This window comes from Photorhabdus aballayi (genome assembly GCF_026153155.1).
GTDB lineage: Bacteria > Pseudomonadota > Gammaproteobacteria > Enterobacterales > Enterobacteriaceae > Photorhabdus > Photorhabdus luminescens.
The window spans coordinates 81,139-106,401 of record NZ_JAPFCD010000007.1; the positions used below are offsets into that span (position 1 = coordinate 81,139).

Here is a 25,263-nt window from a genome sequence, read left to right on the forward strand (position 1 = left end):
AAATTAAACAAAAAACCACTGCACCTGACGAATACAGCGGTTGTTTTGGATATCAAGTTTCCCGCGGACAGTGCACGCTTTCTGACCTTTCCACGGCAAAAAGACACGGCGGCGCAAATCTCTGGCCACTTCACGCCCGTGACCAAAAGGAGCAATCATTTCGGGAAAAAAGATATGTGGACCTGAGCGCCAGTCTGTGTGAGTAAGCTCTCTTTCTCCCGAAAGAAGTTCATCTCGATTCTGCTCAGATAAAAAAGCCCAATTACAAAAAGCGATTGGGCGCCCATGTTCATCTTCATAATAGCAAAACTGATTCAGCTCAAACGCAGGCAAGATACGCTGTTGCCACTCGGACACCAGGTATCTCCGATGCAAGGGAGAATGCTGGCTCAGCAGCATTACTCCGCCAATCATCGCTTGAATTTCTGCGTTATTCAGTTTCACTGGTTGATGTACAATCGCCATACGCTAATCAACCATGAGATCTTATTTTGTATTTTTGGATGGGCGTTTTTTAGCATTAGCAGGTTCTTCTGCTATCAATTCTGATGTAGTTTGCTCTTCCGCCATTTGTGGATTAGGTAAAAACCCGGCTGCAACCAATTTGTCAAATTCAGCCGCCATCCGTGGATCTTCCAACATATTTTTAACCATCGAAACCATATACATAAATCCCGATGCTGGCATATGGATAACTTGTTTTAATTCAAGTTCATTATCATTTTCCGCCATTATCCCATTCGCCATACGATTGGGTTCTTGACCAACGAAATAAAGAGAAAAAACGCCTTTGTTATAATTAACGCTAGAGATAGTTTGTACGAATTTTTCAGACATGTTTTTATTCACCAAAAATAAACAATTTGTTAATAAGGCCACACAATATTTACAACAAGAAAAACATTTAATTCAGCGGCATCCTGACTTTGTATATCTATAAATACATTAAGAGTAAGCAAATCAGTAGAATAATATAGAGCAAAAACTCAAAATCAATATTCATACACAAAAAGTCATTTTACCCCCCACATATAGTCCCATTTACCCACACTGCTACTCGCAATAAATATAAGATAATAAGCAGCTACTTAAACGCCACGCAAAATTAATATAATAATTTGTTTTAATTAGTATTTTTGTGAATTTTAAAGATATTTTTCATGAATAAAATTGAGAAATTAACCATAGCATCATTAAGATTGATATTGATGATATGTAATGGAAAAGAAAATATTAATGACATTGATAACTTAAAAAGCTCTGACTGTTACCGCTCCTATATAAAGGATATAGAGAAAAAATTTAACTTATCTCTTTCAAATAAACATTCCGTAAGCAAAAAGCATCATAACATACCTTTACCCGCAATCTTGTTTGATAATAATGGCCTACCTTTTGTTTTGGCCAAATCGAATAAAGAGAGTTCATTAATACAGAGGGTTGACAAAGAAAATCCCGAAATATGGCCCGAAGAAAGGCTAATAAAAGAATGGAATGGAAAATGGATTAAAATCAAACAAAAACAAGCCAGATTCAACATCAGTTGGTTTATTCCAGAATTTTTAGCACAAAAGAAAAATATGGGCGAGATATTACTATTTTCCTTTGTGTTACAGATTCTTGCGTTAATTTCACCTTTAGTTATTCAGGTGGTTATGGATAAGGTCTTAATCCATCAAGCGTTATCGACTCTTGATGTATTAGTTTTTGGCTTAATCATTGCCGGCATCATCGAGGTGATTTTACGCGGATTACGTGAGTACCAATATACTCACACTGCAAACCGCATTGATATCAAACTGGGATTAAAACTGGTGCGGCATCTGCTCGGGCTGCCTTTACTCTTTTTTAAATCCCGTCAGGTGGGGGCAATTGTCACACGAGTGCGTGAACTGAATACCATCAGAGAATTTCTGACGGGTTCAATGTTCACCTTATCCGTCGATGTCCTGTTTATGTTTATTTTCATCTACGTGATGAGCTTGTTATCCAGCACACTGACCTGGGTTTTTCTCGCAACTTTCCCTTTTTATGCCATTTTGGCATGGTGGCTGACGCCTCGTATGGAAAAAGCGGTTGAACAACAGTTCACCCATGCAGCAATAAATACCTCTTTTCTGACTGAAACGGTTTCCGGTTCTGAAACCCTGAAAAGTTTGGCGGTAGAGCCAAGATTCGTCCGCCGTTGGGATAGCCAGACGGAGAAGATGATAGATACCAGCTATGCAGTACAGCAATTGAGTAACCGTTCAAACCATATTGTGATGCTCCTGCAAAAAATCACCAATGCAGCGATTCTCTGGTTAGGCGCGTCAGAGGTTTTATCGCTGCAAATGACCATTGGTCAGTTGATCGCTTTCAATATGATGGTAAATCACACTTCCCAACCATTAGCCAGACTGGTGGAGTTATGGGGACAATTTATCAGAACACAGGTAGCCGTCGATAAATTAGGAGATATGTTAAACCTGCCAACCGAACAGCAATCCGGCCAACAACAAATCACGCTGCAAGGGGCAGTCTCATTTAACCATATTATCTTTCGCTATCAACCCGATATTCCGCCGACGATTAAGGGATTAACGCTCAATATCAGAGCTGGAGAAACTATTGGTATTGTGGGTGCTTCTGGTTCCGGAAAAAGCACGTTGGCTCGTTTATTACTCCGCCTTTATACCCCAGAAACAGGCGCAATTACCTTAGATGGGATTCCACTACAAAATATAAATATTGAAACGCTCAGACAGCAAGTCGGTGTAGTTCTGCAAGAAAATTTCTTATTTAACAAAACTGTATATGAAAATATTGCCCAGTCAAAACCCGATGCCAACCTGGAAGCGGTAATTAAAGCAGCTAAACTGGCGGGCGCTCATGAATTTATTCTCAAGCTGCCGATGGGCTATGACACAATTATCGCAGAAGGCGGGCAATCCTTATCCGGCGGTCAACGTCAGCGACTCGCCATCGCCCGGACGATTCTGGCTAATCCCAAAATTCTCATTCTTGATGAAGCAACAAGCGCCCTTGATGATGAATCACAATCACTCATTCAGTCCAATATGGCGGAAATCGCCCAAGGAAGAACGGTTATCACCATCGCACACCGCCTTTCAACTGTACGTCATTGTGATCGCATCATTGTTCTTAATCAGGGAGAAATTATCGAACAAGGCTCTCACGCTCAGTTGCTTAACCACGGCAAGCAATACCGAAAGCTCTGGCAGTTACAACAGGAATTAAAACAGGAGACGCCTTGTCATGATTAAGGCTTTTAAGGATAAAATTAAAACCCGATTGCGTCCTTGTCCGCAACATTACGATTTTTTACCAACACATTTGGCGTTATCGCAGCGCCCACCTTCACCATTTGCTCGCTACACCGCAATTACGCTCAGTGTCGGCGTCATCATCGCCTTACTCTGGGCTTATCTGGGTAAGTTGGATGTTCAGGCTACGGCCACCGGCCGTCTGTTAGTCTCAGGCCGCTCTCAGATAATTCAAGCCTATGAACAGAGCCGGGTGACAGCTATCCACGTTCAGAATGGACAGCGAGTAACGAAAGATGCCCCATTGCTGACACTGGACACGCTCGGCGTTAATCAAGATATTGCTCGGTTATTCAAGCAGATCGAATATCAAGCCCATGAAAAGATTCGTTATCAGGCTTTAACTGAGGCACAAGCGCCAGAAGAACAGGCATTATTTCAAACCTTGCCGGTATCCCAACAAACACAAGTTATTGAAAATTATTCTCGTGAAAAAAGAGAGTACGACGCAAGCGTAACCAATCTGAAAGCCGAGATGAACGTCAATCTTTCTTCTCAACAATCACGGAAAAGCGATATCAATGCGCTCACTAAGCTCCGGCAAAATATTAGCCAGCGTTTAAAAGCACGCCAGACCTTAAGCCAAAAACAAGTGATCAGTAAAGTCGAATATCTTGAACAGGAAAAAGAGTTTCTGGAAACAGAACGTCTGATTGCTCAACAAAACGCGGAACTTAATGTACTGCAATCGCAATATATCAGCCTTGAAGAGCGCTTAAACAGCCTGAAAACGCAAAAAGAACGTGAATGGTTTGATAAAAGAAAGCAGGCCGAAGTTCAACTGGTTGTTTTAGAGCAAGAGCTAGCAAAAGCTCAAGTGCGAGAACAACTTGAAGTCATTCGCTCTCCCGTTACAGGAACCGTTCAACAACTCAGTGTGCATACATTAGGGGCAGTTCTGCAACCCGCACAAAACTTAATGGTGATCGTCCCCGACGACAATGTGCAATTGGCAGAAGTGCAAATTCTCAATAAAGACGCCGGATTTATTCATCCAGGACAACAAGTCACTGTTAAGGTGGACGCTTTCCCCTATACACGTTATGGCACGATTGATGGCGAACTGCTAAGTATATCCAGAGACTCAACCACTGATGAGCGGTTAGGGTTGGTCTTCCCGGCTCAGGTAAGCCTTAAGAGTAATAATATCGTCATAGACAACACACGTGTTGACATTACCCCAGGTATGTCAATCGTCGCTGAAATCAAAACTGATCAACGCCGCGTTATCGATTATCTCCTGAGTCCTATCAGAGAGTATCAATCTGAAGCATTGAGGGAGAAATAATCGTGAACGGATTACACTCTTCCGCTACCGACTCCGGTAACAGCACCCATAATCAGGCGCTGGATTGTATTGTCTATGTGGGAAAACAATTTCATAAGTCAGCCACTATCGATCAACTTCAACACAAACTGGGGTTTGATTCTTTACATCTGAACGATTTACAACTACGTGAAGCCGCTGACGCCATTGGGCTACACAGTAAAATTGAGCAATTAACTGTCAATACCGGGCCAACGTTACCTCTGCCAGCATTGATTGAGCTGGAACAACAATGGTGGGTACTTATTGAAGTCAGTAACACCCACATTACGGTTCTCGATCCTGCTACTGAACAAACGCGGTCATTCTCTCTATTTGCTGATAATAATAAAGAACATGCCTATAAGATCCTTTTAATCGCCGATCAAGAGTTAACTAAAAAACATGTCAGATTCGGCCTGAGCTGGTTTTATCCCTCCATTTTCCGGCAGAAAAGTCAGATCAGAGATCTATTTTTATTTGCCATTGTTCTGCAACTATTTGCGCTGGTCAGCCCAATCCTGTTTGAGAACATCATCGATAAGGTATTGGTAGGACGAAGTTTATCCAGCCTTCATGTCTTAGGTATGGCTATGCTCGCTATCGCCCTTGCCGAACCTTTGTATAGCTTTATGCGCAACACCGTGTTTGGACACATGGCAAGCCAGATAAACTCTGAACTTTCCGGACGGTTGTATCGTCATCTGACAAGCTTGCCACTGCAATATTTTAAGCAACGGCAAACCGGGCAAATTATTGCCAGAGTCAGAGAAATGTCTCAAATCCGCCAATTTTTGACCGGTTCTACCCTGATGCTGCTGTTAGATCTGATTTTCGTCATCATGTTCATTGGCGTCATGTTTTACTATGCCAAAATACTGACCTGGATCGTTATTGGCTCGCTCGCTGTTTATTTCATATTCTGGATCATCGCTGGGCCAATTATTCGCCGTAAAGTAGAAGCAGAATATGAAACTGATGCGAATGCAACGAGCTTTTTGACCGAAACCGTAACAGGTATTGAAACCATTAAAACCACCGCTACTGAAAAGCGTTTTTTACATCAGTGGCAACGTATTCTCAGCCAACAATTGACTAAAAGCTTTGCAGCACAAAAAAGCGGTTTAATTGCCGGGCAAGGAATCGATTTTGTCCAAAAATTTACTACCGCAATCCTTTTATGGTGGGGAGTGACAGAAGTTTTACGTGGTGAACTGACCCCGGGGCAACTTATTGCTTTTAATATGCTAGCCGGACATGTCACCCAACCTATCCTTCGACTGGCACAGGTTTGGCAGGATTTTCAGCATACGTTAATCGCTCTGAAACGTGTGGGGGATATTCTTGATGAACCGATGGAGAACAGTAAACAGGGATTAGCTTCGATACCCGAGCTGGAAGGCCAGATTGAATTCAGAAACATTCGCTTTCGCTATCATGACGACACACCAGAGGTTCTGGCAAATTTATCGTTATCAATAAAATCGGGGCAATTTATTGGCATAACCGGCCCATCAGGTTCAGGTAAAAGTACTCTCACCCGCTTACTGCAAAGGCTATATGTCCCTCAACATGGACAAGTTTTAATTGATGGTATGGATTTAGCGATTGCCGATCCCGTCTCTTTACGCCGCAATATGAGTGTTGTGCTCCAGGAAAGTATCCTATTTTCTGGCAGCATCATCGATAACATTCGACTATGTAAACCCAACGCCACTGATGCAGAAGTCTATCGCGCTGCTGAGTTATCCGGCGCCATTGAATTTATCCAATCGTTTCCTCACGGTTTTGCTCATCCAGTCGGGGAGAAAGGAGCAAATCTCTCTGGTGGTCAAAGACAGCGAATCGCATTGGCAAGAGCGCTTTTGGTTAATCCCACTATCCTGATCCTCGATGAAGCCACCTCAGCATTAGATTATGAATCTGAAGCCGCAATCATGGCAAATATGGATGAAATATGCCGTAACAGAACCGTTATTAGTATTGCTCACCGGCTCAACACGATTCGCCATGCCGACAAAATTTGCGTGTTAGATCAAGGACAAATCGTCGAATTTGACTCACATGATCAACTACTTCAACAAGACGGCCTATACGCCCATTTATGGCATCAACAAATTGGCGAAAGCTGAATTGGCATTCAGTTTCATTTCTTAAAAAAGAGAAGAATAAATTTTGACTCAAAATGTGTCTATTTTTATTTATTTGTTCAATAAATTAACAAAATGTAAATAAATTATTTAAATTGTAACGTCCAGTTATTAACATGTTAGATAAATCAAATATCTTTATACATCTTAACTTTTAAGTTGGAGAACTCTTATGGATAGGAATCCAGTTTCGTTAAGCGCTTTGGCATTTTCAGGAGGATCTCTAACTTCTATTACCGGCCCGATAGAAATTTTAACCATTGCTGCTCACTTAGCCGGCGCGCCAGAGCCGGAAATCAATATCGTCACACAGGATAATCAAGATGTGATTGGGCTAGGCGGTGTTCGGTTAAAACCCAATAAACTCATAGGAGAAATTAAACAAACAGATATTGTCTTGGTGGGGGCAATCGGGCTCCCCTACAACGATCTCGATTCTTGCACTCAGGAAACCTTAGATTGGCTGCAAATGATGGAACAAAAAAATATCCCTATCGTCTCCATTTGCTCTGGCTCCTTTATCCTAGCTAAAGCTAACTTGCTCAATAACCGCAAAGCCACCACACACTGGCTGTTTACCAACTTATTTAAGGATATGTTTCCACAAGTCCAGTTACACTCGAAAATAAAAGTCACCAGAGATAACAATATCTTTTGTACTTCTGGCACTTATGAATACAACGATGTCATGATGCATATTGTTGAACAGATATATGGTCAAAATACCAGAGAAACCTGTAGTCAGCTTATCTTTGGCGATATGGAAGGCCGCCCTCCGCATACTCTGGCAAGTTTTGTGCCCTATCGCCAGCATTCAGATACATTAATCCACAAACTACAAGACTGGATGCATTCCGCCCCATCAGACAGATTATCAGTCGGCAATTTGGCCGATAAAATTCATCTGTGTGAAAGGCAGATGAAGAGACGCTTTAAGACGGCCACCGGCCAGACACCTATTCAATATATCCAACAGATTCGATTATCTCTGGCGAAATGCCGGTTAGAAAAATCGAACAAGACCATAGAAGAGATCAGCCATGAAGTTGGTTATGAAGATACTCGCTATTTCAGAGAGTTATTTAAGAAACTTAATGGGTTAACCCCCATAGAATACCGTAGAAAATACCAGCACCGCTAAAACGGGAATTCAATCACAATCCTTTACGGATAAGCAGTGACGCCGCTTTTATCTTTGTCAGGCAGTAGCGATACACTAGAAGCTGGGGTATCATGGCGTGCTATATTTTATGGTATACGCCCTTTACTAATTGAATTTATGGCAAAAGAACAAATGGATCGCACCACTCTGGATTTGTTCGCAAATGAACGCAGACCGGGGCGCCCAAAAACCAACCCACTTTCCAGGGATGAACAACTCAGAGTCAACAAGCGTAACCAACTTCGCCGTGATAAGGTGCGTGGTCTGCGTCGTGTGGAACTGAAAATAAATGCTGATGCAGTAGATGCGCTTAACTTTCTTGCACAGCAACGCAACATCAGCCGCAGTGAACTCATCGAGCAAATTTTGCTGGCCCAGTTAGCAGAAAGCAACATCACGACTTGATAGCATTGAAGGCACGAAATCACACAAACTTGACAGAATTGTCCTGACTGTTTAGTCAAAATAGGATTTTGTTTTTTTATTAATACAATCAGAACCTTTTTTACTGATTTTTAACATTTTATACGTATATCTTATACAGAAATACACAAATAAAACAAGAGGTTATATTATCCTATGGCAATTATAGGTATATTTTTCGGCAGTGATACCGGCAACACAGAAAATATTGCCAAAAAGATCCAAAAGATTCTGGGTTCCGACATTGCAGAAGTCCATGATATTGCCAAGAGCAGTAAAGAAGATATCGAACAGTTCGATATTCTGCTACTCGGCATCCCTACCTGGTACTACGGTGAAGCACAGTGTGACTGGGATGATTTCTTCCCTACTCTGGAAGAGATCGATTTTGAAGGGAAGTTAGTCGCCCTTTTTGGTTGTGGCGATCAGGAAGATTACGCGGAATATTTCTGTGATGCTATGGGAACTATCCGTGACATTATTGAACCCCGCGGCGCCGTTATCGTTGGTCATTGGCCAACTGAGGGCTATCACTTCGAAGAATCAAAAGGTCTGGCTGATGATAACCATTTTATCGGGCTTGCTATTGATGAAGACCGCCAACCAGAATTAACCGAAGAGCGTGTTAATGCCTGGACTAAGCAGATTTACGAAGAGCTGAGTTTGTCAGAAATTCTTGCAGGATAGCGGCCTATCCCAATAAGCGTAATGGATGCAGGCCATTTCTTATCAATAGTGAACCCACGGTAGGTGAGAAGTGACTCGCTTCACTCGCCCTGTGGGATCGCACTCAAAGGCTATTACTTTTATCAGAACACTGCTTAAATCCGCTTTTTATTACGAAGAACGGCAAAAAATAGCCTAAACATGATAAATAGTAAGGTTATTCCTGCGTTTTATAAATGATTATTCTGGCAAAATGTGTAATGAAAGTTAAGGTTAACGTGGTTTTCATTTTCATTAGCCATGCCTATAATCATAATCTGATAACTAACTGGTACTTTTTGAAGTATCGCTAAGTTCACTTTACTGAGTAACAGGACTGAATCCGCATGACCGACAACAATAAAGCATTAAAAGATGCTGGACTTAAAGTTACACTTCCTCGTCTTAAGATATTGGAAGTGTTACAGGAGCCTGAATACCACCATGTCAGTGCGGAAGATCTCTACAAGAAACTGATTGATAACGGTGAAGAGATTGGACTTGCTACTGTCTACCGCGTGTTGAATCAGTTTGATGATGCCGGTATTGTCACCCGTCACAACTTTGAGGGCGGCAAATCGGTTTTTGAACTCACTCAACAACACCACCACGACCATTTAATCTGCCTGGACTGTGGTAAAGTCATTGAATTCAGTGACAAATATATTGAAAGACGCCAGAAGAACATTGCTGAGCGTTATGGGATTAAACTTTCAAACCACAGCCTTTATTTATATGGTCACTGCTCCGCCGGTAATTGCCGCGAAGATAGTAGTGCACATGACGAGAAGTAATTCACGCCTGAACCTCTAATTTTTTATCTACCTAGAAAGGGGAACCCATCAAGGGTTCCCCAAAAAGGGGCTATATTTCAGGTTGATTCATGCCTGTCAAAGATGAGCTATAAGCCAAGCTCTGAGTGAGAGCCAAGACGGACAAGGCACAATGTGTCCGCATCGGGTTTCTGATAAATCTGTATCAAGTCAGGCTTGAGTAGTCAATCGTCCGCATTAAGATCGACCATTAAATCTTTTACAGTGGAGAATGATTTACCGCAACCTTTGCGAGCTTCTTTCATTGCAGCTATTGTTGTCTCATTTGGTATCAACGGTTCAAAAGGTAACACTTTTTCTCTTGCTACCCGCGTTAACATCATGCGAACGGCATCTGATACAGTCAGACCCATAGCAGCTAGAACGGCAGCCGCTTCTGCCTTAATCTCTCCATCAATACGGGTTTGCACTAATTGGTTTGTAGCCATATAAGAGATCTTTCGTTGAATTACATTGTCATGCAAATGTAATTCAATGAATGTCTATAATCAACTCCACTTCAGTAGTGATGCCGCGCGCGATAAATTTCCCCCATTCGCTCAATAAATGAAGAGGTAATTGAGTTTTATCTATTGAAAAATTTTTACAGAACTAACGTCAATAATCTGAGGAACCCATCAGGGTTCCCCTCTTGCTACAACATGATCATGCCTTTACATTATCAATTCGACTGTAACGTTTACCATCCGGACTGACAGAACGGATCAACACATCACCTTTCACTCTTGGACGTTTATGGTTGTTATAAACTTCCCAGTGACGACCGCCATCAGTCGAATACTGGATTACCAACCCTGGCAACGCAACATTAGCCCGCAAAATACCACGTTTTACCTTAGCCCCCGGAACCGGCAGACGGTAAGCAATGCCTGCTTTATCCAGTTTACTAAGTTCACGTTGCCCTATCAGGTTAGCGAACCGGGCCCAGTCACGATTAAGCGCATCTATATCGACTTTATACGTTTCTCCTCGCTTATATACCTGGCCCGGAACATAATCCAACTCCCAACCGGCCCGGTGCCATGCCCGTTCTGCTAACGGTAACAAGCGCGGATAAATCATATATTCCATCTGTTCATCCGTCCGAACAGTTTCACTCCATCCTTGACCTGAAAGCCCATAAGCGCCCGGCCACGGCTTATCACTTTTCGCACGGAATACATTACCGTCACGGTCAACGGAAGTTTCAGCATTTTGTGGAACGTTATTAGGTGCAAAACTAAAGATCTTAGCTTCATCGTTAAAACGGGCTGCCCAATAGTAGCCACGCTCCTGCGGATGAACTTCATATGGCATATCCAGATAAATATAATCTGGGTTAGATATCACCACCTCATAGCCCTTATTCGCCCAATCATTGACTGAATCAAAGCCGCCATCGTAGAGAGTGTCCCAGAAATTGACCCCAACGCGTTTAGTAGCAAAATCTTTAGCGCTGTCAACATGTTTTAAACCATCCTGCCATGCCTGCATCCTCTCGATACCATTAGCATTGACAATTTTGCTCACTTCAATTGCAAAGTAGCTGGCAAGTTGATCAATATCTTTCACAACACCCTGTTCTATCAGCTTCTGACAAACCGGAGATTTAGCCCACGGTTTATCCTCCACACTTTTATCAATAATACCCTTGCCCGGTACGATAGGGCCATTTTTATCCTGGAATCCATTTCCCAGACGGATATTCTTCGCTTCATCTCCGCCGAAATGCCAGGTCTCCAATGGCGAGCCTGCCGCTTGATGCATAGCAGCAATTTCACCAATAACTTTCTCAACAAATCGTTTTGAAGAATCCATACACGGGTTCAAATAACTGCGACGATCATAGAGCTGAACCGATGTTGCTCTGGTGGTATCCGCAGGGTCCAGCAAACGATATTCATTCGCCCCTTTCACATTCCCCTGAGCGATTAATTTCTTATAACGGGCTTCCATAGAAACAACAGCGGCACGAGCATGGGCTGGCATATCAATTTCAGGAATAACGTCGATATAACGGGCTTTGGCATATTTCAGAATATCAATGTAATCTTGACGGCTGAAATATCCGCTACCCATGTTGTTGTTATCAGGGCCTGAACCCAGTTGTGGTAATAAACATTGAGTTTCACTTAAATCATGACACCGCTGGCTGCCAACTTCCGTCAACTCAGGTAATCCAGGAATTTCCAAACGCCAACCTTCATCATCAGACAGGTGGAAATGAAATTTATTCAGCTTGTAACTTGCCATTTGGTCAAGCAAACGCAAGACAGCCTGCTTACTGTGGAAATTACGCCCTACATCAAGGAGAACCCCACGATATTCAAAGCGCGGCGCATCTTTTGCCGTTAAAGTAGCAATCTTTCTATCGCCATCAACCGGGATCAATGACAACAGAGATTGAAGACCATAAAACACCCCTGATTGGTCAAAAGCAACAATTTGTGCTCCATTCTGGGTAATATTCAGGCGGTAAGCCCCTTTAACTTTCCAATCGCCAATAAAATCTGAAGAGACAATTTGAGTCGCAACGGGATAACCACTATTCTCTAATTTAATTCCTTGATCAGTAAAACGTTTTCTAACAAGAATAACTGCCTCGTCATTTAAACCACCCAATTCCAGTCTCACCCCACCAGATAAATCAACATCCTCGGTAAAAATCTGAACCTCTTTTGGAGTCGGGATAATTTGCCCACGCAATTTTTCTGATCTAACCTTTTTAACCTGTAAGTTCTTCATATAACGATTTTCAGGCGTCATCAGAATATTGTTATCTGTCTGTGTGCGTTTCCATTGATCACCGGTGAAATCAGATAAAAATTGACTTAGATCTTCTGTATCCGTATTAACAAGCACTTTAGGTTTCGCATCACCGGACGTTGCATACCAGCGAGGTAGAAAATCAGTGCTATAAATCTGCCAATACTCTCCTATAAACGGTAGTTTTACCTGCTCATTAGCTTTAATACCGGTGAATTTTTCGGTTGGTTCCAGTTTATGTAAATCGCCGGTGATACGCGTGATTTTGAACTGCTCATTATCTACGTTAAGGACCTGACGGATACTGTGGAAATAAATCGCCCAGTCAGAAGCGTCAATCGCCTGATTACCATTGGTTAACGTAATATCCACTCGATTGCATTTAGCCCAGTCGGCCTCCAATACCGCACAGTTAACACCATGATCTCCAGCTTGATTATCAACAACTTTATAATTAACTTTTAATTGACTCAGTGCATCTACCACTTGCTGTGCTGTTTGGGAAGCATATGCAGAACCGATAAGTCCAATTGTCGCGGTCAGCGCTGCTAATGTATGCAATTTAAATTTCTTCATTAATTACCTCTTTCAAACACAAAAGTTATGTAAGGTAAGCCGCTGCCCAGAAGTTACTAAGTGCAGTAACAACGAGCCATGAGAAGACAATAAACGGCATGATGACGTTGAATTTAATCTCTTTCTCATTTTGGAAAAAATGTCAATCTTTACGCCATATATAACCATGAAATTATGGTCAGAATGTAAATCTATTTATAAAATAAAAAACATTACATTAAGAAAGAAAATTAAAACTATCCAATCAACATCTATAAAGACTATTTTTCGCGTCATGAATTATCAATGGTAAAAAAGGGATTTTTTGTAAAACATGACAGAGAACACATTATAAATAAATGCAACGACAATTATATACGCCATTGATATCAAAATAAAAAATAATACAAAAAAGAAAGATTAACAATATAAAAAACGCTCTAAAAAACAGATTGATTAATACAAATGTTTTTCAACTAAAATAGACATAAAATTATTTACCAATGATAATATTATAAAAAAATAAACTACCAATCGTGATTTGTTTTTTCTATTATAGAAAATAGTTTAATAACACGAGGTTAAATGAATAAAAAACGTGGTGATTGAGATGCAATTAACATATATAAAATACCGGGATATTACTAATAAGCTTTTATCCCGGTTGAATCATTATCTGCTTTTAAATACAATCTATACAACCTACACTGATTTAAATTCAAAACTCTTCACGAACAGCAAGACCTAAGTTTTGTAACATTGGCGCATTTTCACATGCAACATAGAGTACCTCATCAATAGCACTACTATTAACATGTTGATGCCATGCCCACACAGGCACATATATCGCATCACCGGCTTTCCACGCAACATGTTGTTCACCAATGAGTGAATACCCCTCACCATTAACGATATATATTATGGTTTCATAACTGTGTCTGTGTTTACGGGTTGACTGCCCAGGTTGTAACCCTCCCAGAGTCATACTGAGAACTTTACTGGGTAAATTAACCATAGCCACTTTATGGCGTCTTTCATTTGAGAAATTTAAATCTTGACTCACTTCAGAATTCAATACATCTTCATGAATCAATTTAGCAGGTTTATCTTCAATTAATTTTCCGGGAACTTCGCCAAAATCTCCAGATGAGAAAAACGTTTTTTTCACTATAATTACCTCCAATATCATGGTTTATTGTAAAACTCTCATTCTGAAATAATACTCAAAATATTTTATCTTACAAATATCTCCGTCATCATTTATTCCTATGTTATATACCCTTCATCTTTCAAGCTGCTGCTTTGTTGGCTGCTTTCACTCACCCCAGTCACATAGTTATCTATGCTCCTGGGGATTCATTCACTTGCCGCCGCGATGCATCTTGAAATACATAGGGTATATAGCAATAAACATTTCAGGCTAAAAATATTAGTTAAAAATTTTGTATATCTGTGAATTATCACTTTCCTCTCTCTATTCATATAAAAATAGTTATGATCATGCTCTATGAGTCATTCATTAAACGTTGCTCTATTTCCTTAACAGCTAAACCTCACAAACCCCTTCTCTTGGGAATTGAGATACTTTCTTAAAGAAATATTTATGTATTATATATTCTAGCGTGTTAAGCACATGATAAATTCCCTTTTGAAAAGAATCACCTTCAAGAATAAATAGAAGATTATAATTCAAAAAAAAAACAGCATCAAAATTTCCACCATTTTTTAATATGTTAAATATATTGCCATTTCCCACGGAAATAAATTTACCCCCCTATACCGCATTATACTAAACAAGATATTATTCATCGCTTCCTTAATATCATAAGCAACAAATTGATAGTACCCCTTATAATGCTATCACGACAACAACCACTATTACGCAGTAGCCTAATTCCCAAAAAGAGGTATCTAGAATTCTTAATAAAAATACCGGTGGACTGAAAATGAGTTGGTGGGAACACATCTTTGTGAATATTAAAGAATCGCTCCATACGTTCAAACTCATAGACATCGGGAGATTCAAAAAAAGCCAACTTTTATTTTACAACTTCGATAACAGTATTATCATGAAAAACTCCATTTACAATATATTACCCTGTTTATACCCGTCATCTTTCAAGTTGCCTCTTTGTTGGCTGCACTCACTCACCCCAGTCACACAGTTATCTATGCTCCCGGGGATTCGCTCCCTTGCCGTCGCGATGTATCTTGAAATCCATTGGGTATATAATCAATTCTAATTACTGGGTATGTAATTAATAATTTTTAAAATCTCATATAAAACTCTTTTATTTCTCTCATATCTATCAAGAATTTTAGCAAAAATATCCCTTAACTTACGTTTCGGAACTTAATCCATCATCCTCATAGAAATTTGAAAAGCTATTCACAATAACCACATATCATCTAATATAGTATTTCTTCTCAGCCTTTTCCAATATTAGCTGCATAATTTGTTGTCCAACAATATTTACATTTAAAGTTCATTCTCTATTCAATAAAATCGACAATTATTAATTTCATTTTTTATTTTTGATATCATATGAATTCAATCCAATAATTATTACATCATATATGATGACGAATGTTTGTATCACCTCTTTCGCCAGAAATATATCCATCAACACCTTATGCTGATATTTCATCACTAGAAACCATATCAAGTACTTTTGCTGTACATGTCATTTATGACGCAAAGTATCTCAATCACACTCGGATAAAAGTGTCATTACATCTGTATTTACCCTGATATTGCTTTGATATAGTTCATTAAGCATCGCAATGCGAAAACGCACCATTTCTTCACCAACTGCAATAACATCTACCATTCGGTGAGGTTTCTCTTCAATCATTCGATCAATAATTTTTCTCATCGCAATGGCATGATCTTCATCCTCTTCAACATGGATTCTAAAGAAATGCAGTGCATCATCAGACGCCTTTATGAATTGCAAGGCATCCAAAATTGGGCCATAAACCAAAGGTACGATCGCCTCAGCACCTAAACACAGTGCCGCAAGCCCTCTTAGAGAATCATCGCTGCGACAGTGGCGAAACATGGCATCAATCAGTTGCTGAGTGCTGTTAAGCATCGGGTCACTTTTAGGAACAGCGTTAATAGCTGCCATCGCCTTTTTATATAACTCCGCGTGAGATACCTTTGCAGCATCGGTTCCTGTTAGCTCTTCTAACAGATTGTGAGAAAGCAGTATAAAATCTTTTTGGTCTGCTAACCCTCCCATCAATGAACAGAGATAGCGAGTGAAATATTGTGAATAGTAATGGTGCTGGATCATAAACTTTCTTAATAAATTCTGGTCCGCCTGTCCAGAACGGCAAGCGACCAGAAATATATTCGAGTTAAGCTCCTCCAATAGTTCTTTAGAGAAAACGTCTTCCCATAGTGGAGATAAAAAGTAACCAGTTTCTTTTTTAAGCTCGTTTTGAGTGTTGATAGCGAGTCCCATAATAAACCCTTTTAGTAACATTCAACCGATGAAATGGATGATATAAGGCTATTCTCAAGCCAAAAATAGTCGCTCTATGTTTATGTAATCCTATCAATCTGTTAGCACAGATTGTTGCAATGCTGTAGGTAAGAATATAGATACCGTGCTTCCATCACGCACTGTATTCAAAGGGATAATCGCAGCCATAAAACAAGACGAGTGAAATTTTACTTACACTCGCTCCCGTATCCATTTTGGTTTTCATGACCATATCGATTTTCAGCCTTGAATCTGTGCGGCTTTCCTCTATGTAGCAGCTAAAACAAAATGAATTTTATTTCATACTACAGATTCGCTAATAGTGGATAAATAGACCTACAATCACTTCTGAAGTGACTTTCTTGTCACCAATAGTGACCTAAAAAAATCCCAGGAGGCCCAAATGAATAATTTGAGTGGATTCATAATCTTCATCCATGTAGCCGAAGCTCGTAGCTTCGCAACAGCAGCTCGGCAACTCGGACTCTCTCCGTCGTCCGTTAGCAAAAGCATATCCCGATTAGAAGAGAAATTAGGTGTCCGTCTGCTCCAACGTAGCACCCGTAGTGTCAGTCTGACGGCGGAAGGCACTCTGTTCCTTGAGCGCTGCAAACGTATCCTGGACGAGATTTCCACTGCGGAACATGAACTATTAAGCTCCATCTCTGCCCCTCAAGGCCGCCTGCGAGTGAGTTTGCCATCGCTCAGTAATCTGATGCTACCCGTATTATCTGCTTTTGCCGCTTGTTACCCACAGATAGAACTAGAACTGGATTTTAGTGATCGATTAGTTGATGTTATCGATGAAGGGTTCGACGCCGTTGTTCGCACTGGAGAACTCAACGATTCACGATTAATGAATAAACGTATAGGGTCTAGCCGTTTTGTCTACGTTGGCGCTCCAAGCTACTTTGCACAACACGGTAAACCATCACACCCCGGCGAACTATTACACCACGCCTGCTTGATGCATCGTTTTCCAACTACCGGCCTTTTAGAAAAATGGCCTCTGTGCTTAGGAAAATCTGAAATAGACATACATCTTCAAGCAAAAATAACCAGCAATCATGTCGAAACACTGCTACACATGGCGATCCAAGGTCACGGCATCGCCTGTTTGCCTGATTTTACCGTTAAACAAGCCTTGGCTAACGGTGCATTGTTAACCATCCTGGATAAATGGGCGGGTACTTCAAGCACCTTCCGTGTTCTCTGGCCATCTAACCGTTGGGTATTACCTAAAGTCAGAGCTTTTGTCGATTTCATGGCAGATAATTTATTCCCAAAAGAGAAATAAAGTATCTATCAACAAATTATAGAGGTGTTTATGTATGAAAACGGCCATAATAACTGTATTTACAATAACTATATTTATAATAACCATACTCATAATAACCATATTCATAATAACTACGTAATGAATTGATGTTTTTGATTTTATCCTGTAATCCTGATAACTCGTTTACCCATAACTTAGCCTTCTTAGTAATGACAAATTTATACACAAAAAAACTGCACCTCAACTGCTGGATTAAATGTCCAACTTGTGAGGTACAGTTCATTATCTTAATTAATCCTGAGAAATTTTCGCCCAGGTATCACGCAGACCAACGGTACGGTTGAATACCAAATTTTCTGCGCTGGAATGGCAGCTATCAGCACAGAAATAGCCTTCACGCTCAAACTGATAAGTTTGTTCTGACTTAGCATCAGCTAAATTCGGCTCGACAAAGCCCTGACGGATCACTAGTGATTCTGGGTTAATTGTCGCCAGGAAATCATCTTCCGCACCTGGGTTTGGTACGCTGAACAGACGATCATACAGACGGAATTCCGCGGGAACCGCATGAGCCGCGCTAACCCAATGAATAACACCTTTCACTTTCCGGCCATCCGCTGGATCTTTATTCAACGTTTGATCATCATAGCTGCAATAGATTGTCGTGATATTATCGTCAGCATCTTTCTCAACGCGCTCCGCTTTAATGATATAAGCGTTACGCAGACGAACTTCTTTACCCAATACCAGACGCTTATATTGACGATTCGCTTCTTCACGGAAATCTGCCCGATCAATATAGATCTCACGGCTAAATGGCACTTCACGGCTGCCCATCTCCGGTTTGTTCGGATGATTAGGCATACTCAAAATCTGCTCTCCTTCTGACATATTTTCGATCACTAATCTAACCGGATCGAGAACAGCCATTGCTCGAGGAGCATTTTCGTTCAGATCATCGCGGATACAAGATTCCAATGCTGCCATTTCCACATTGTTGTCCTGCTTGGTGACACCAATACGACGACAAAATTCACGAATAGATGCGGCAGTATAACCACGACGACGCAAGCCTGAGATGGTCGGCATACGTGGATCATCCCAACCTTCAACAATCTTATCTGTCACCAGCAGATTCAACTTACGCTTAGACATAACCGTGTATTCAAGATTTAAACGCGAGAATTCATACTGCCGAGGGTGACAATCAATGGTGATATTTTCCAGCACCCAGTCGTACAGGCGGCGGTTATCCTGAAACTCCAGCGTACACAGCGAATGTGTAATCCCTTCAAGCGCATCAGAAATACAGTGAGTAAAATCGTACATTGGGTAGATGCACCATTTGTCACCACATTGATGATGTTCTGCAAATTTAATCCGGTACAAAACTGGATCACGCATCACAATGAAAGGTGATGCCATATCAATTTTGGCGCGCAGACAAGCTTTACCTTCGTCAAATTCACCAGCACGCATTTTTTCGAACAACACCAAATTTTCTTCAATACTGCGGTCACGGTATGGGCTGTTTTTACCTGGCTCTTTCAATGTGCCACGATATTCACGGATCTCTTCCGGACTCAATTGATCAACATAAGCCAGACCTTTGTTGATCAATTCAATAGCATATTGATACAGCGTATCGAAATAATTAGAAGAGTAGCGAATATCGCCACTCCACTCAAAACCTAACCACTGAACGTCATTTTTAATAGAATCGACGTATTCAACATCTTCCTTAACTGGGTTGGTATCATCAAAACGCAGATTACACTGGCCCTGATAGTCTTTTGCAACACCAAAGTTCAGACAGATAGATTTCGCATGACCAATATGCAGATAACCATTGGGTTCAGGCGGGAAACGAGTATGTACCAATGTATGTTTACCAGTTGCCAAATCTTCGTCAATTATCTGACGAATAAAGTTTGTCGGGCGGGCGTCTGCCTCACTCATTTTTTATACCTCAATAATGCAAAAACGCGTCACATAACCGCCTATAATCCAACAAGCAGTGCTGAGAAACAACCGTTTGTTCATGTAAAATGGCGATTCAGTACAAAGTTGAAGCGAAAAAACGACTCTCTGTAGAATAAGGAACTGTTTTTATAATTTTTTACTGAAAAATAAGCATGATAGTTAGCAATCTAAACTCATTTATCCATGTTCCTATAATCTTATATATAACAAACAGTTACGAATAGAACTTTCTTTATGTTGAAAAAACACTCAACAGTAGCACATATCAACAATACAGCACGCTTTATGATAATTATCCGTGAAAACGAAAAAGAGTTGAGTAATTTACGATATGAAATAATTAGTGAGACTGTTTTCAATATTTAATTCAACTATACCTGTTATCTTTCAAGTTGCCTCTTTGTTGGCTGCACTCACTCACCCCGGTCACATAGTTATCTATACTTTCAGGGATTCTCTCCCTTGCCGTCGCGATACATCTTGAAATCCATAAGGTATATAAAAAATATTTCTAAATAACAACCATCCAATTTTAAAGAATAAATAATCGATACTATAATCTATTATAAGTAACCATTTGATAAAATGAAAATTAAATCTATATTTTAAATTTCCAAATTACCTATTAATTGATACTTTTACTCTGTAAATATAAAAAATAATTATACATATCAAATTTATGATTGAAACACTATTAATGATGTTCTAATGAGTATCTATTTAAAAATAAATTTATAATTAGAACAATAAAATAAACTAAAGAATAATAAAGGGTTACGTTACATACACGCATTTTAATGTTCAAACCATCGTAAATAAACAATAAAATACTTTGCAATTTATTATTATGGTAATAATATTATCAAGTATCTTATCTGTAATAAAACTATCCAGGTATAATATGATACACTTAATCAATTCTAATCATTCTAAATATTAAACCAAAAAATTAACACATAAAAATAACACTCAATAATTTCACCTACTTAAGAAAATATCCCAAGGGAAATAAAAATGATAAATATAATATCCAGCAAGAAAATAGCGCCAGCAGTAATAGTCATTAATGGCAACTACATATCAAATGATTATCGTTCTGGTTTTAAAGTTGGAGCAACATCATTTGCACTAAAAGTCGCTGATTATTTTATAAAAAGAAACTTACTTTCTGGCTTTATACTCTACAAAAGAGATGAATCATTAATTTCACCTAAAATAACCGAAGGTATAATTAGAGGTATAAAATGTATAAATATATTTTTTAATTTCTCTATGAAAATTCCAGACATAAGAAATATGCTAGAAAAATGTATTTCAATATTATCGATAAAAAATGCTCAGATAGTTCCTGCAATAGTTTATTATCAAACAGATACATTATTATCCTATCACCCTCCCCATATACCTTGTTGTATAACACATCATGGCCCTTTCGTAGAAGACTTTCAGCAACACTATTCTTTGGAAAAGACATATGATGCTTTTGAAAATAAAAATAAAGCTCAACACCTTAATATTCAACAAATGAAAGGGATTGAAATATTAATTGATAAAAAATATTTTGTTTTCCAACACTCAAAATTACAAGGTAATTTCTTACTCAAAAAAGGCATAAAACCAGACAATATCAAAAACATTAGCCCACCTATTTTCCTTGAAGAAAATACTAAATTGAATATAGAAAATAAACATATTAATGATTTTATCAAAACTAATAAAAACGAATTGTTGTTATTTACTGCGGTAGCCAGATTAGATTATTTTAAAAACATAGAATTATTAATCAATTCAGCCATTGTTTTACTGGATAAAAATATTCCCGTTAAAGTCTTCATTGCAGGTGATGAAGAGAACAATAATACCAGAAGGAATAACCTGATATCTATGGTCCCCTCCAGATATCGGTCACAGTTTTTTATATCGCATAAATTATCCCAAATGGAGTTACTCAGCGTTTTCAATAAAATAAAAAATAAATCTATTTTTGTCTGTACATCACGCTATGAAACCCTTGGCATTACACCATTAGAGGCTGCATTAAATGGCGTATGCACAATCTTACCCAATTTAAATTTAATTGAAGCAGCTTCTTATTTTTCTTCAGAGTATAAATTTACATATAATATAGATTCTCTTACTGAGAAGATAATATCAATATACGAAAAAAATCTATTTACCACTAGCCAGCAGTTACAACACATAAGCTCTTTAATTTCAATGGTATGCTTCGAAGATAGTATGGAAAAAGCATGGGAAGAAATCTCAATAAGTTATATGTCAAACCAAAACTCCATCTCTGAGTGTCTATCATAACACTTAAACTATTCACTAAATCAATGGGTACATGCAAGTGCCCATTCACAGAACTTTATCAACACTTTCCTGTGATTTTCTGATCCAATTATATACTTTTCATAATCAAGTTTTATGTCACTCAATCTATTTCGATAGCTAAAAGCCATAAAATCAAATAAATCATTATGTTAATTCAATTGAAAATTTGAATCCGTTTATTGCAGATGACTTAATTTATGCAATTTTAAACAATATCGCTACAGTGATCACAATTACTCATTTATGTGTAGCTTTTTATTATTTTTCAACTAAAAATAAGTTGTATTGCTGTTGTTCATAGCGAGCTATTTTTTCAATAAAACGTCCTACAACTAAGGTAAGCATTATGGGTATATTCAATTATTTGCAGCGATTGGGAAAAGCATTAATGCTTCCCATTGCCACGCTTCCTGTAGCTGCGCTTTTGCTACGTTTCGGCCAACCCGATGTACTTAATATCCCTTTCATCGCCAGCGCTGGCGGTGGTATTTTTGAAAACCTCCCTCTGCTATTTGCATTAGGTATCGCAGTAGGCTTAGCAAAAGATAATGCTGGCGCTGCCGCACTGGCAGGTGTAGTTGGCTTTTTAGTACTCACTAAAGCCACCTCAGTCATAGACTCGACTATCAATATGTCTTTTTTCGCCGGTATCATTGCAGGTATTGTTGCCGGTCACTGTTATAACCGCTTCTCAGAGACACGCTTGCCAGAGTTCCTTGCTTTCTTCGCTGGCAAGCGATTAGTCCCCATCATGACAGGCATTATTTGTCTATTCATTGCATGGATATGTGGTTATGTATGGCCATATGTCCAGCACGGTATTGATTCTTTCAGCCTTTTAGTATCAAAGAGCGGCATGGTCGGATGGTTTACTTATGGTGTACTTAACCGCTCTCTCATTCCATTTGGTTTGCACTATATCCTGCATTCTGTTTTCTGGTTTAGTCTGGGTGACTGTCTGAAAATTACTTATGACTTAGCCAGTTCCGTACATAATATCTGCCTGGCCCCAGATGTTGTCCGTTCTCTGACCATCGGCGCTGCGGTTCCCGGTATCGATGGCTCAACGATTACCCAAATAGCCACCGATATGAGCCGCGGCGACTTAAACCGTTTCTTTGCCGGCGATCCCCATGCCGGAGTTTACATGGCCTGGGCTTATCCCATCTTTATGGGCGGTTTGCCCGGCGCTGCACTGGCAATGTATTTTGCCGCGCCAAAGGAACGTCGTCCTCAGATTGGCGGGATGCTGTTATCCGTTGCTTTGACAGCATTCTTAACCGGTATAACTGAACCAATAGAATTCTCGTTCTTATTCCTGGCTCCAGCTTTATATGTTCTACATGCAATATTGGCTGGCGTTAGCATGGTCATCGTTAATTTATTGGGTATTCTGCATGGCTTTGGATTCTCTGCCGGATTAATTGACCTTGTACTGAACTGGGGTCTGGCAACTAAACCGTGGTTATTAATCCCGTTAATCGCCTTGTTCTTTGTACTGTACTTTGTTTGCTTCACCCTCATGATTCGTATTTTCAACTTCCGTACACCAGGCCGCGAAATTGAAGAAACAACTCAAGCGGCTTCCGCCGCCCAAGACAGCGAAACCATCCAACATTACATTACCGCTCTTGGCGGCGCACAAAATATTCATACGGTAGACGCCTGTATTACCCGTCTTCGCTTAACCGTTGAAGACAACACACAATTGGATGAACAGCGGTTAAAACAGTTAGGCGCAAAAGGCGTCCTGAAAATAGGTAAACAGAGTGTTCAAGTTGTATTGGGTCCCCAAGCAGAAAGCATTGCCGAGCAGATACGTACTCAGCTACCTCCAGATAGGTTAAACAAAAGGTCGCCAAACAAAAGGTTGTAGTTAAAAATACCTCGAACTTAAAAGGGAACCCATCTCTCGTTCCCTTTTATTTTTCTTGCAAAAATAAGATGGCTTAATAAGTGATGAAATCCGTAAAAATCATTACTTTTACCATTAATTTTCTGGCTATTTTTTGTATCTTATTTTAAGATAAAAAATATCTTTGAGGTACAGCATATCTCTTGCTTATACAAATGATTTACGTATTCGCACGATAAGAAGATTAGTTAATCAGCTAATTTATCCAACCGCTATAATTTCTTGTTTTAAGAGGCAATTATGAGGCTGATCCCCCTAACGAATGCAAGTGACGTTGGTAAATGGTCCGCACACTATATCGTTAGCAAAATCAATGCATTTAACCCCACCGCCGAGCACCCTTTTATTTTAGGATTGCCAACCGGCAGTACACCACTGGCAACTTATAAAGAATTAATTACTCTGCATAAAGCAGGGAAAGTCAGTTTTAAACACGTCGTGACATTCAATATGGACGAATATGTCGGTATCGACGAAAATCATCCACAAAGCTACCATAGATTTATGTACCAAAATTTCTTTGATCATATTGATACCCCAAAAGAAAACATCAATCTACTCAATGGTAATGCCTTTGATGTCGAAGCGGAATGTCAACGTTATGAAGACAAAATTAAATCTTACGGCCAAATTCATCTATTTATGGGGGGGGTCGGTAACGACGGTCATATTGCTTTCAATGAACCCGCGTCATCTTTGACTTCCCGTACACGCATTAAAACACTTACCGTAGAAACCCGTACGGCAAATTCCCGTTTCTTCGATAATGACATTAATCAGGTGCCTAAATATGCTCTGACCGTAGGTGTAGGTACGTTAATGGATGCAGAAGAAATTATGATCCTTGCAACAGGTCTCAATAAGGCTCAAGCCATTCAGGCGGCAATTGAAGGCAATGTTAACCATATGTGGACCATAAGCTGCCTGCAAATGCATCCTAAATCCATCATTGTCTGTGACGAACCGGCAACAATGGAATTGAAGGTAAAAACAGTCAAATACTTCTACCAACTGGAAGCAGATATTATCGGCGAATTCGCCAGTAAAAAATAAGAA

18 protein-coding genes are annotated in these 25,263 nt (G+C 39.7%); 11 read left to right on the forward strand and 7 right to left on the reverse strand.

All coding sequences use genetic code 11. From position 1 onward, the window contains the following. Positions 1-3: 3 nt before the first annotated feature. Both rtxC and rtxH read right to left on the reverse strand, forming a co-directional pair. A complete protein-coding gene (rtxC, locus tag OO184_RS05955; RefSeq protein ID WP_265378389.1) occupies positions 4-465 on the reverse strand; it encodes an RTX toxin-activating lysine-acyltransferase RtxC in 462 nt (153 codons plus the stop codon). 21 nt (positions 466-486) lie between these two features. Then, positions 487-837, reverse strand: coding sequence for a protein RtxH (rtxH, locus tag OO184_RS05960; protein WP_265378390.1), 351 nt, complete (start codon positions 835-837; stop codon positions 487-489). 323 nt (positions 838-1,160) lie between these two features. On the opposite strand from rtxH, the gene OO184_RS05965 reads away from it, so the two are divergent. From OO184_RS05965 to fur, 7 genes are all read left to right on the forward strand, one after another. After that, the gene (locus tag OO184_RS05965) at positions 1,161-3,266 is read left to right on the forward strand and encodes a peptidase domain-containing ABC transporter (protein ID WP_265378391.1); all 2,106 of its coding nucleotides are present in this window, start codon (positions 1,161-1,163) and stop codon (positions 3,264-3,266) included. Then, on the forward strand, positions 3,259-4,614 hold the full coding sequence (locus OO184_RS05970) for an HlyD family type I secretion periplasmic adaptor subunit (protein ID WP_265378392.1): 1,356 nt from the start codon (positions 3,259-3,261) through the stop codon (positions 4,612-4,614). Before OO184_RS05965 ends, OO184_RS05970 begins: the two co-directional genes overlap by 8 nt. Before the next feature lie 2 nt (positions 4,615-4,616). Then, positions 4,617-6,764, forward strand: a complete 2,148-nt coding sequence (locus OO184_RS05975; protein ID WP_265378393.1) for a type I secretion system permease/ATPase — start codon at positions 4,617-4,619, stop codon at positions 6,762-6,764. 190 nt (positions 6,765-6,954) lie between these two features. After that, positions 6,955-7,923 (forward strand): GlxA family transcriptional regulator, encoded by a 969-nt coding sequence (locus OO184_RS05980; protein WP_265378394.1) that lies wholly within the window; start codon positions 6,955-6,957, stop codon positions 7,921-7,923. A gap of 138 nt (positions 7,924-8,061) precedes the next feature. After that, on the forward strand, positions 8,062-8,349 hold the full coding sequence (ybfE, locus tag OO184_RS05985; RefSeq protein ID WP_049583800.1) for a LexA regulated protein: 288 nt from the start codon (positions 8,062-8,064) through the stop codon (positions 8,347-8,349). 174 nt (positions 8,350-8,523) lie between these two features. Further along, entirely contained in the window at positions 8,524-9,054 is a 531-nt protein-coding gene (gene fldA, locus OO184_RS05990; protein WP_049583609.1) for a flavodoxin FldA, read from the forward strand. 365 nt (positions 9,055-9,419) lie between these two features. Next, positions 9,420-9,866 carry a ferric iron uptake transcriptional regulator gene (gene fur / locus OO184_RS05995; RefSeq protein ID WP_036776678.1) on the forward strand — a complete coding sequence of 149 codons (447 nt, stop codon included), beginning with the start codon at positions 9,420-9,422 and terminating at the stop codon, positions 9,864-9,866. Positions 9,867-10,069: 203 nt separating this feature from the next. Here fur and OO184_RS06005 read toward each other — a convergent pair whose 3' ends face one another. The 4 genes from OO184_RS06005 to OO184_RS06020 all read right to left on the reverse strand — a co-directional run bounded on the left by OO184_RS06005 (position 10,070) and on the right by OO184_RS06020 (position 16,675). Beyond that, positions 10,070-10,333 carry a type II toxin-antitoxin system RelB/DinJ family antitoxin gene (locus OO184_RS06005; protein ID WP_265378395.1) on the reverse strand — a complete coding sequence of 88 codons (264 nt, stop codon included), beginning with the start codon at positions 10,331-10,333 and terminating at the stop codon, positions 10,070-10,072. A 217-nt stretch (positions 10,334-10,550) separates the two neighbouring features. After that, positions 10,551-13,226: a beta-N-acetylhexosaminidase gene (locus tag OO184_RS06010; RefSeq protein WP_265378396.1), complete on the reverse strand. Its 2,676-nt coding sequence runs from the start codon at positions 13,224-13,226 to the stop codon at positions 10,551-10,553. A gap of 697 nt (positions 13,227-13,923) precedes the next feature. Next, on the reverse strand, positions 13,924-14,373 hold the full coding sequence (locus tag OO184_RS06015) for a cupin domain-containing protein (protein ID WP_265378397.1): 450 nt from the start codon (positions 14,371-14,373) through the stop codon (positions 13,924-13,926). Between the two features lie 1,537 nt (positions 14,374-15,910). Next, positions 15,911-16,675, reverse strand: a complete 765-nt coding sequence (locus tag OO184_RS06020; protein WP_265378398.1) for an iron-containing redox enzyme family protein — start codon at positions 16,673-16,675, stop codon at positions 15,911-15,913. 424 nt (positions 16,676-17,099) lie between these two features. Here OO184_RS06020 and OO184_RS06025 point away from each other — a divergent pair, with 424 nt between their 5' ends. Then, on the forward strand, positions 17,100-17,993 hold the full coding sequence (locus OO184_RS06025; RefSeq protein WP_139656191.1) for a LysR family transcriptional regulator: 894 nt from the start codon (positions 17,100-17,102) through the stop codon (positions 17,991-17,993). A 273-nt stretch (positions 17,994-18,266) separates the two neighbouring features. Here OO184_RS06025 and glnS read toward each other — a convergent pair whose 3' ends face one another. After that, positions 18,267-19,934 (reverse strand): glutamine--tRNA ligase, encoded by a 1,668-nt coding sequence (glnS, locus tag OO184_RS06030; protein ID WP_265378399.1) that lies wholly within the window; start codon positions 19,932-19,934, stop codon positions 18,267-18,269. A gap of 1,038 nt (positions 19,935-20,972) precedes the next feature. Between glnS and OO184_RS06035 the strand changes: the two genes are divergently transcribed. From OO184_RS06035 to nagB, 3 genes are all read left to right on the forward strand, one after another. Further along, positions 20,973-22,271 carry a glycosyltransferase gene (locus OO184_RS06035; RefSeq protein ID WP_265378400.1) on the forward strand — a complete coding sequence of 433 codons (1,299 nt, stop codon included), beginning with the start codon at positions 20,973-20,975 and terminating at the stop codon, positions 22,269-22,271. Between the two features lie 367 nt (positions 22,272-22,638). After that, a complete protein-coding gene (nagE, locus tag OO184_RS06040) occupies positions 22,639-24,168 on the forward strand; it encodes an N-acetylglucosamine-specific PTS transporter subunit IIBC (RefSeq protein WP_265378401.1) in 1,530 nt (509 codons plus the stop codon). Positions 24,169-24,447: 279 nt separating this feature from the next. After that, positions 24,448-25,260: a glucosamine-6-phosphate deaminase gene (gene nagB, locus OO184_RS06045; protein WP_265378402.1), complete on the forward strand. Its 813-nt coding sequence runs from the start codon at positions 24,448-24,450 to the stop codon at positions 25,258-25,260. Positions 25,261-25,263: the final 3 nt, after the last annotated feature.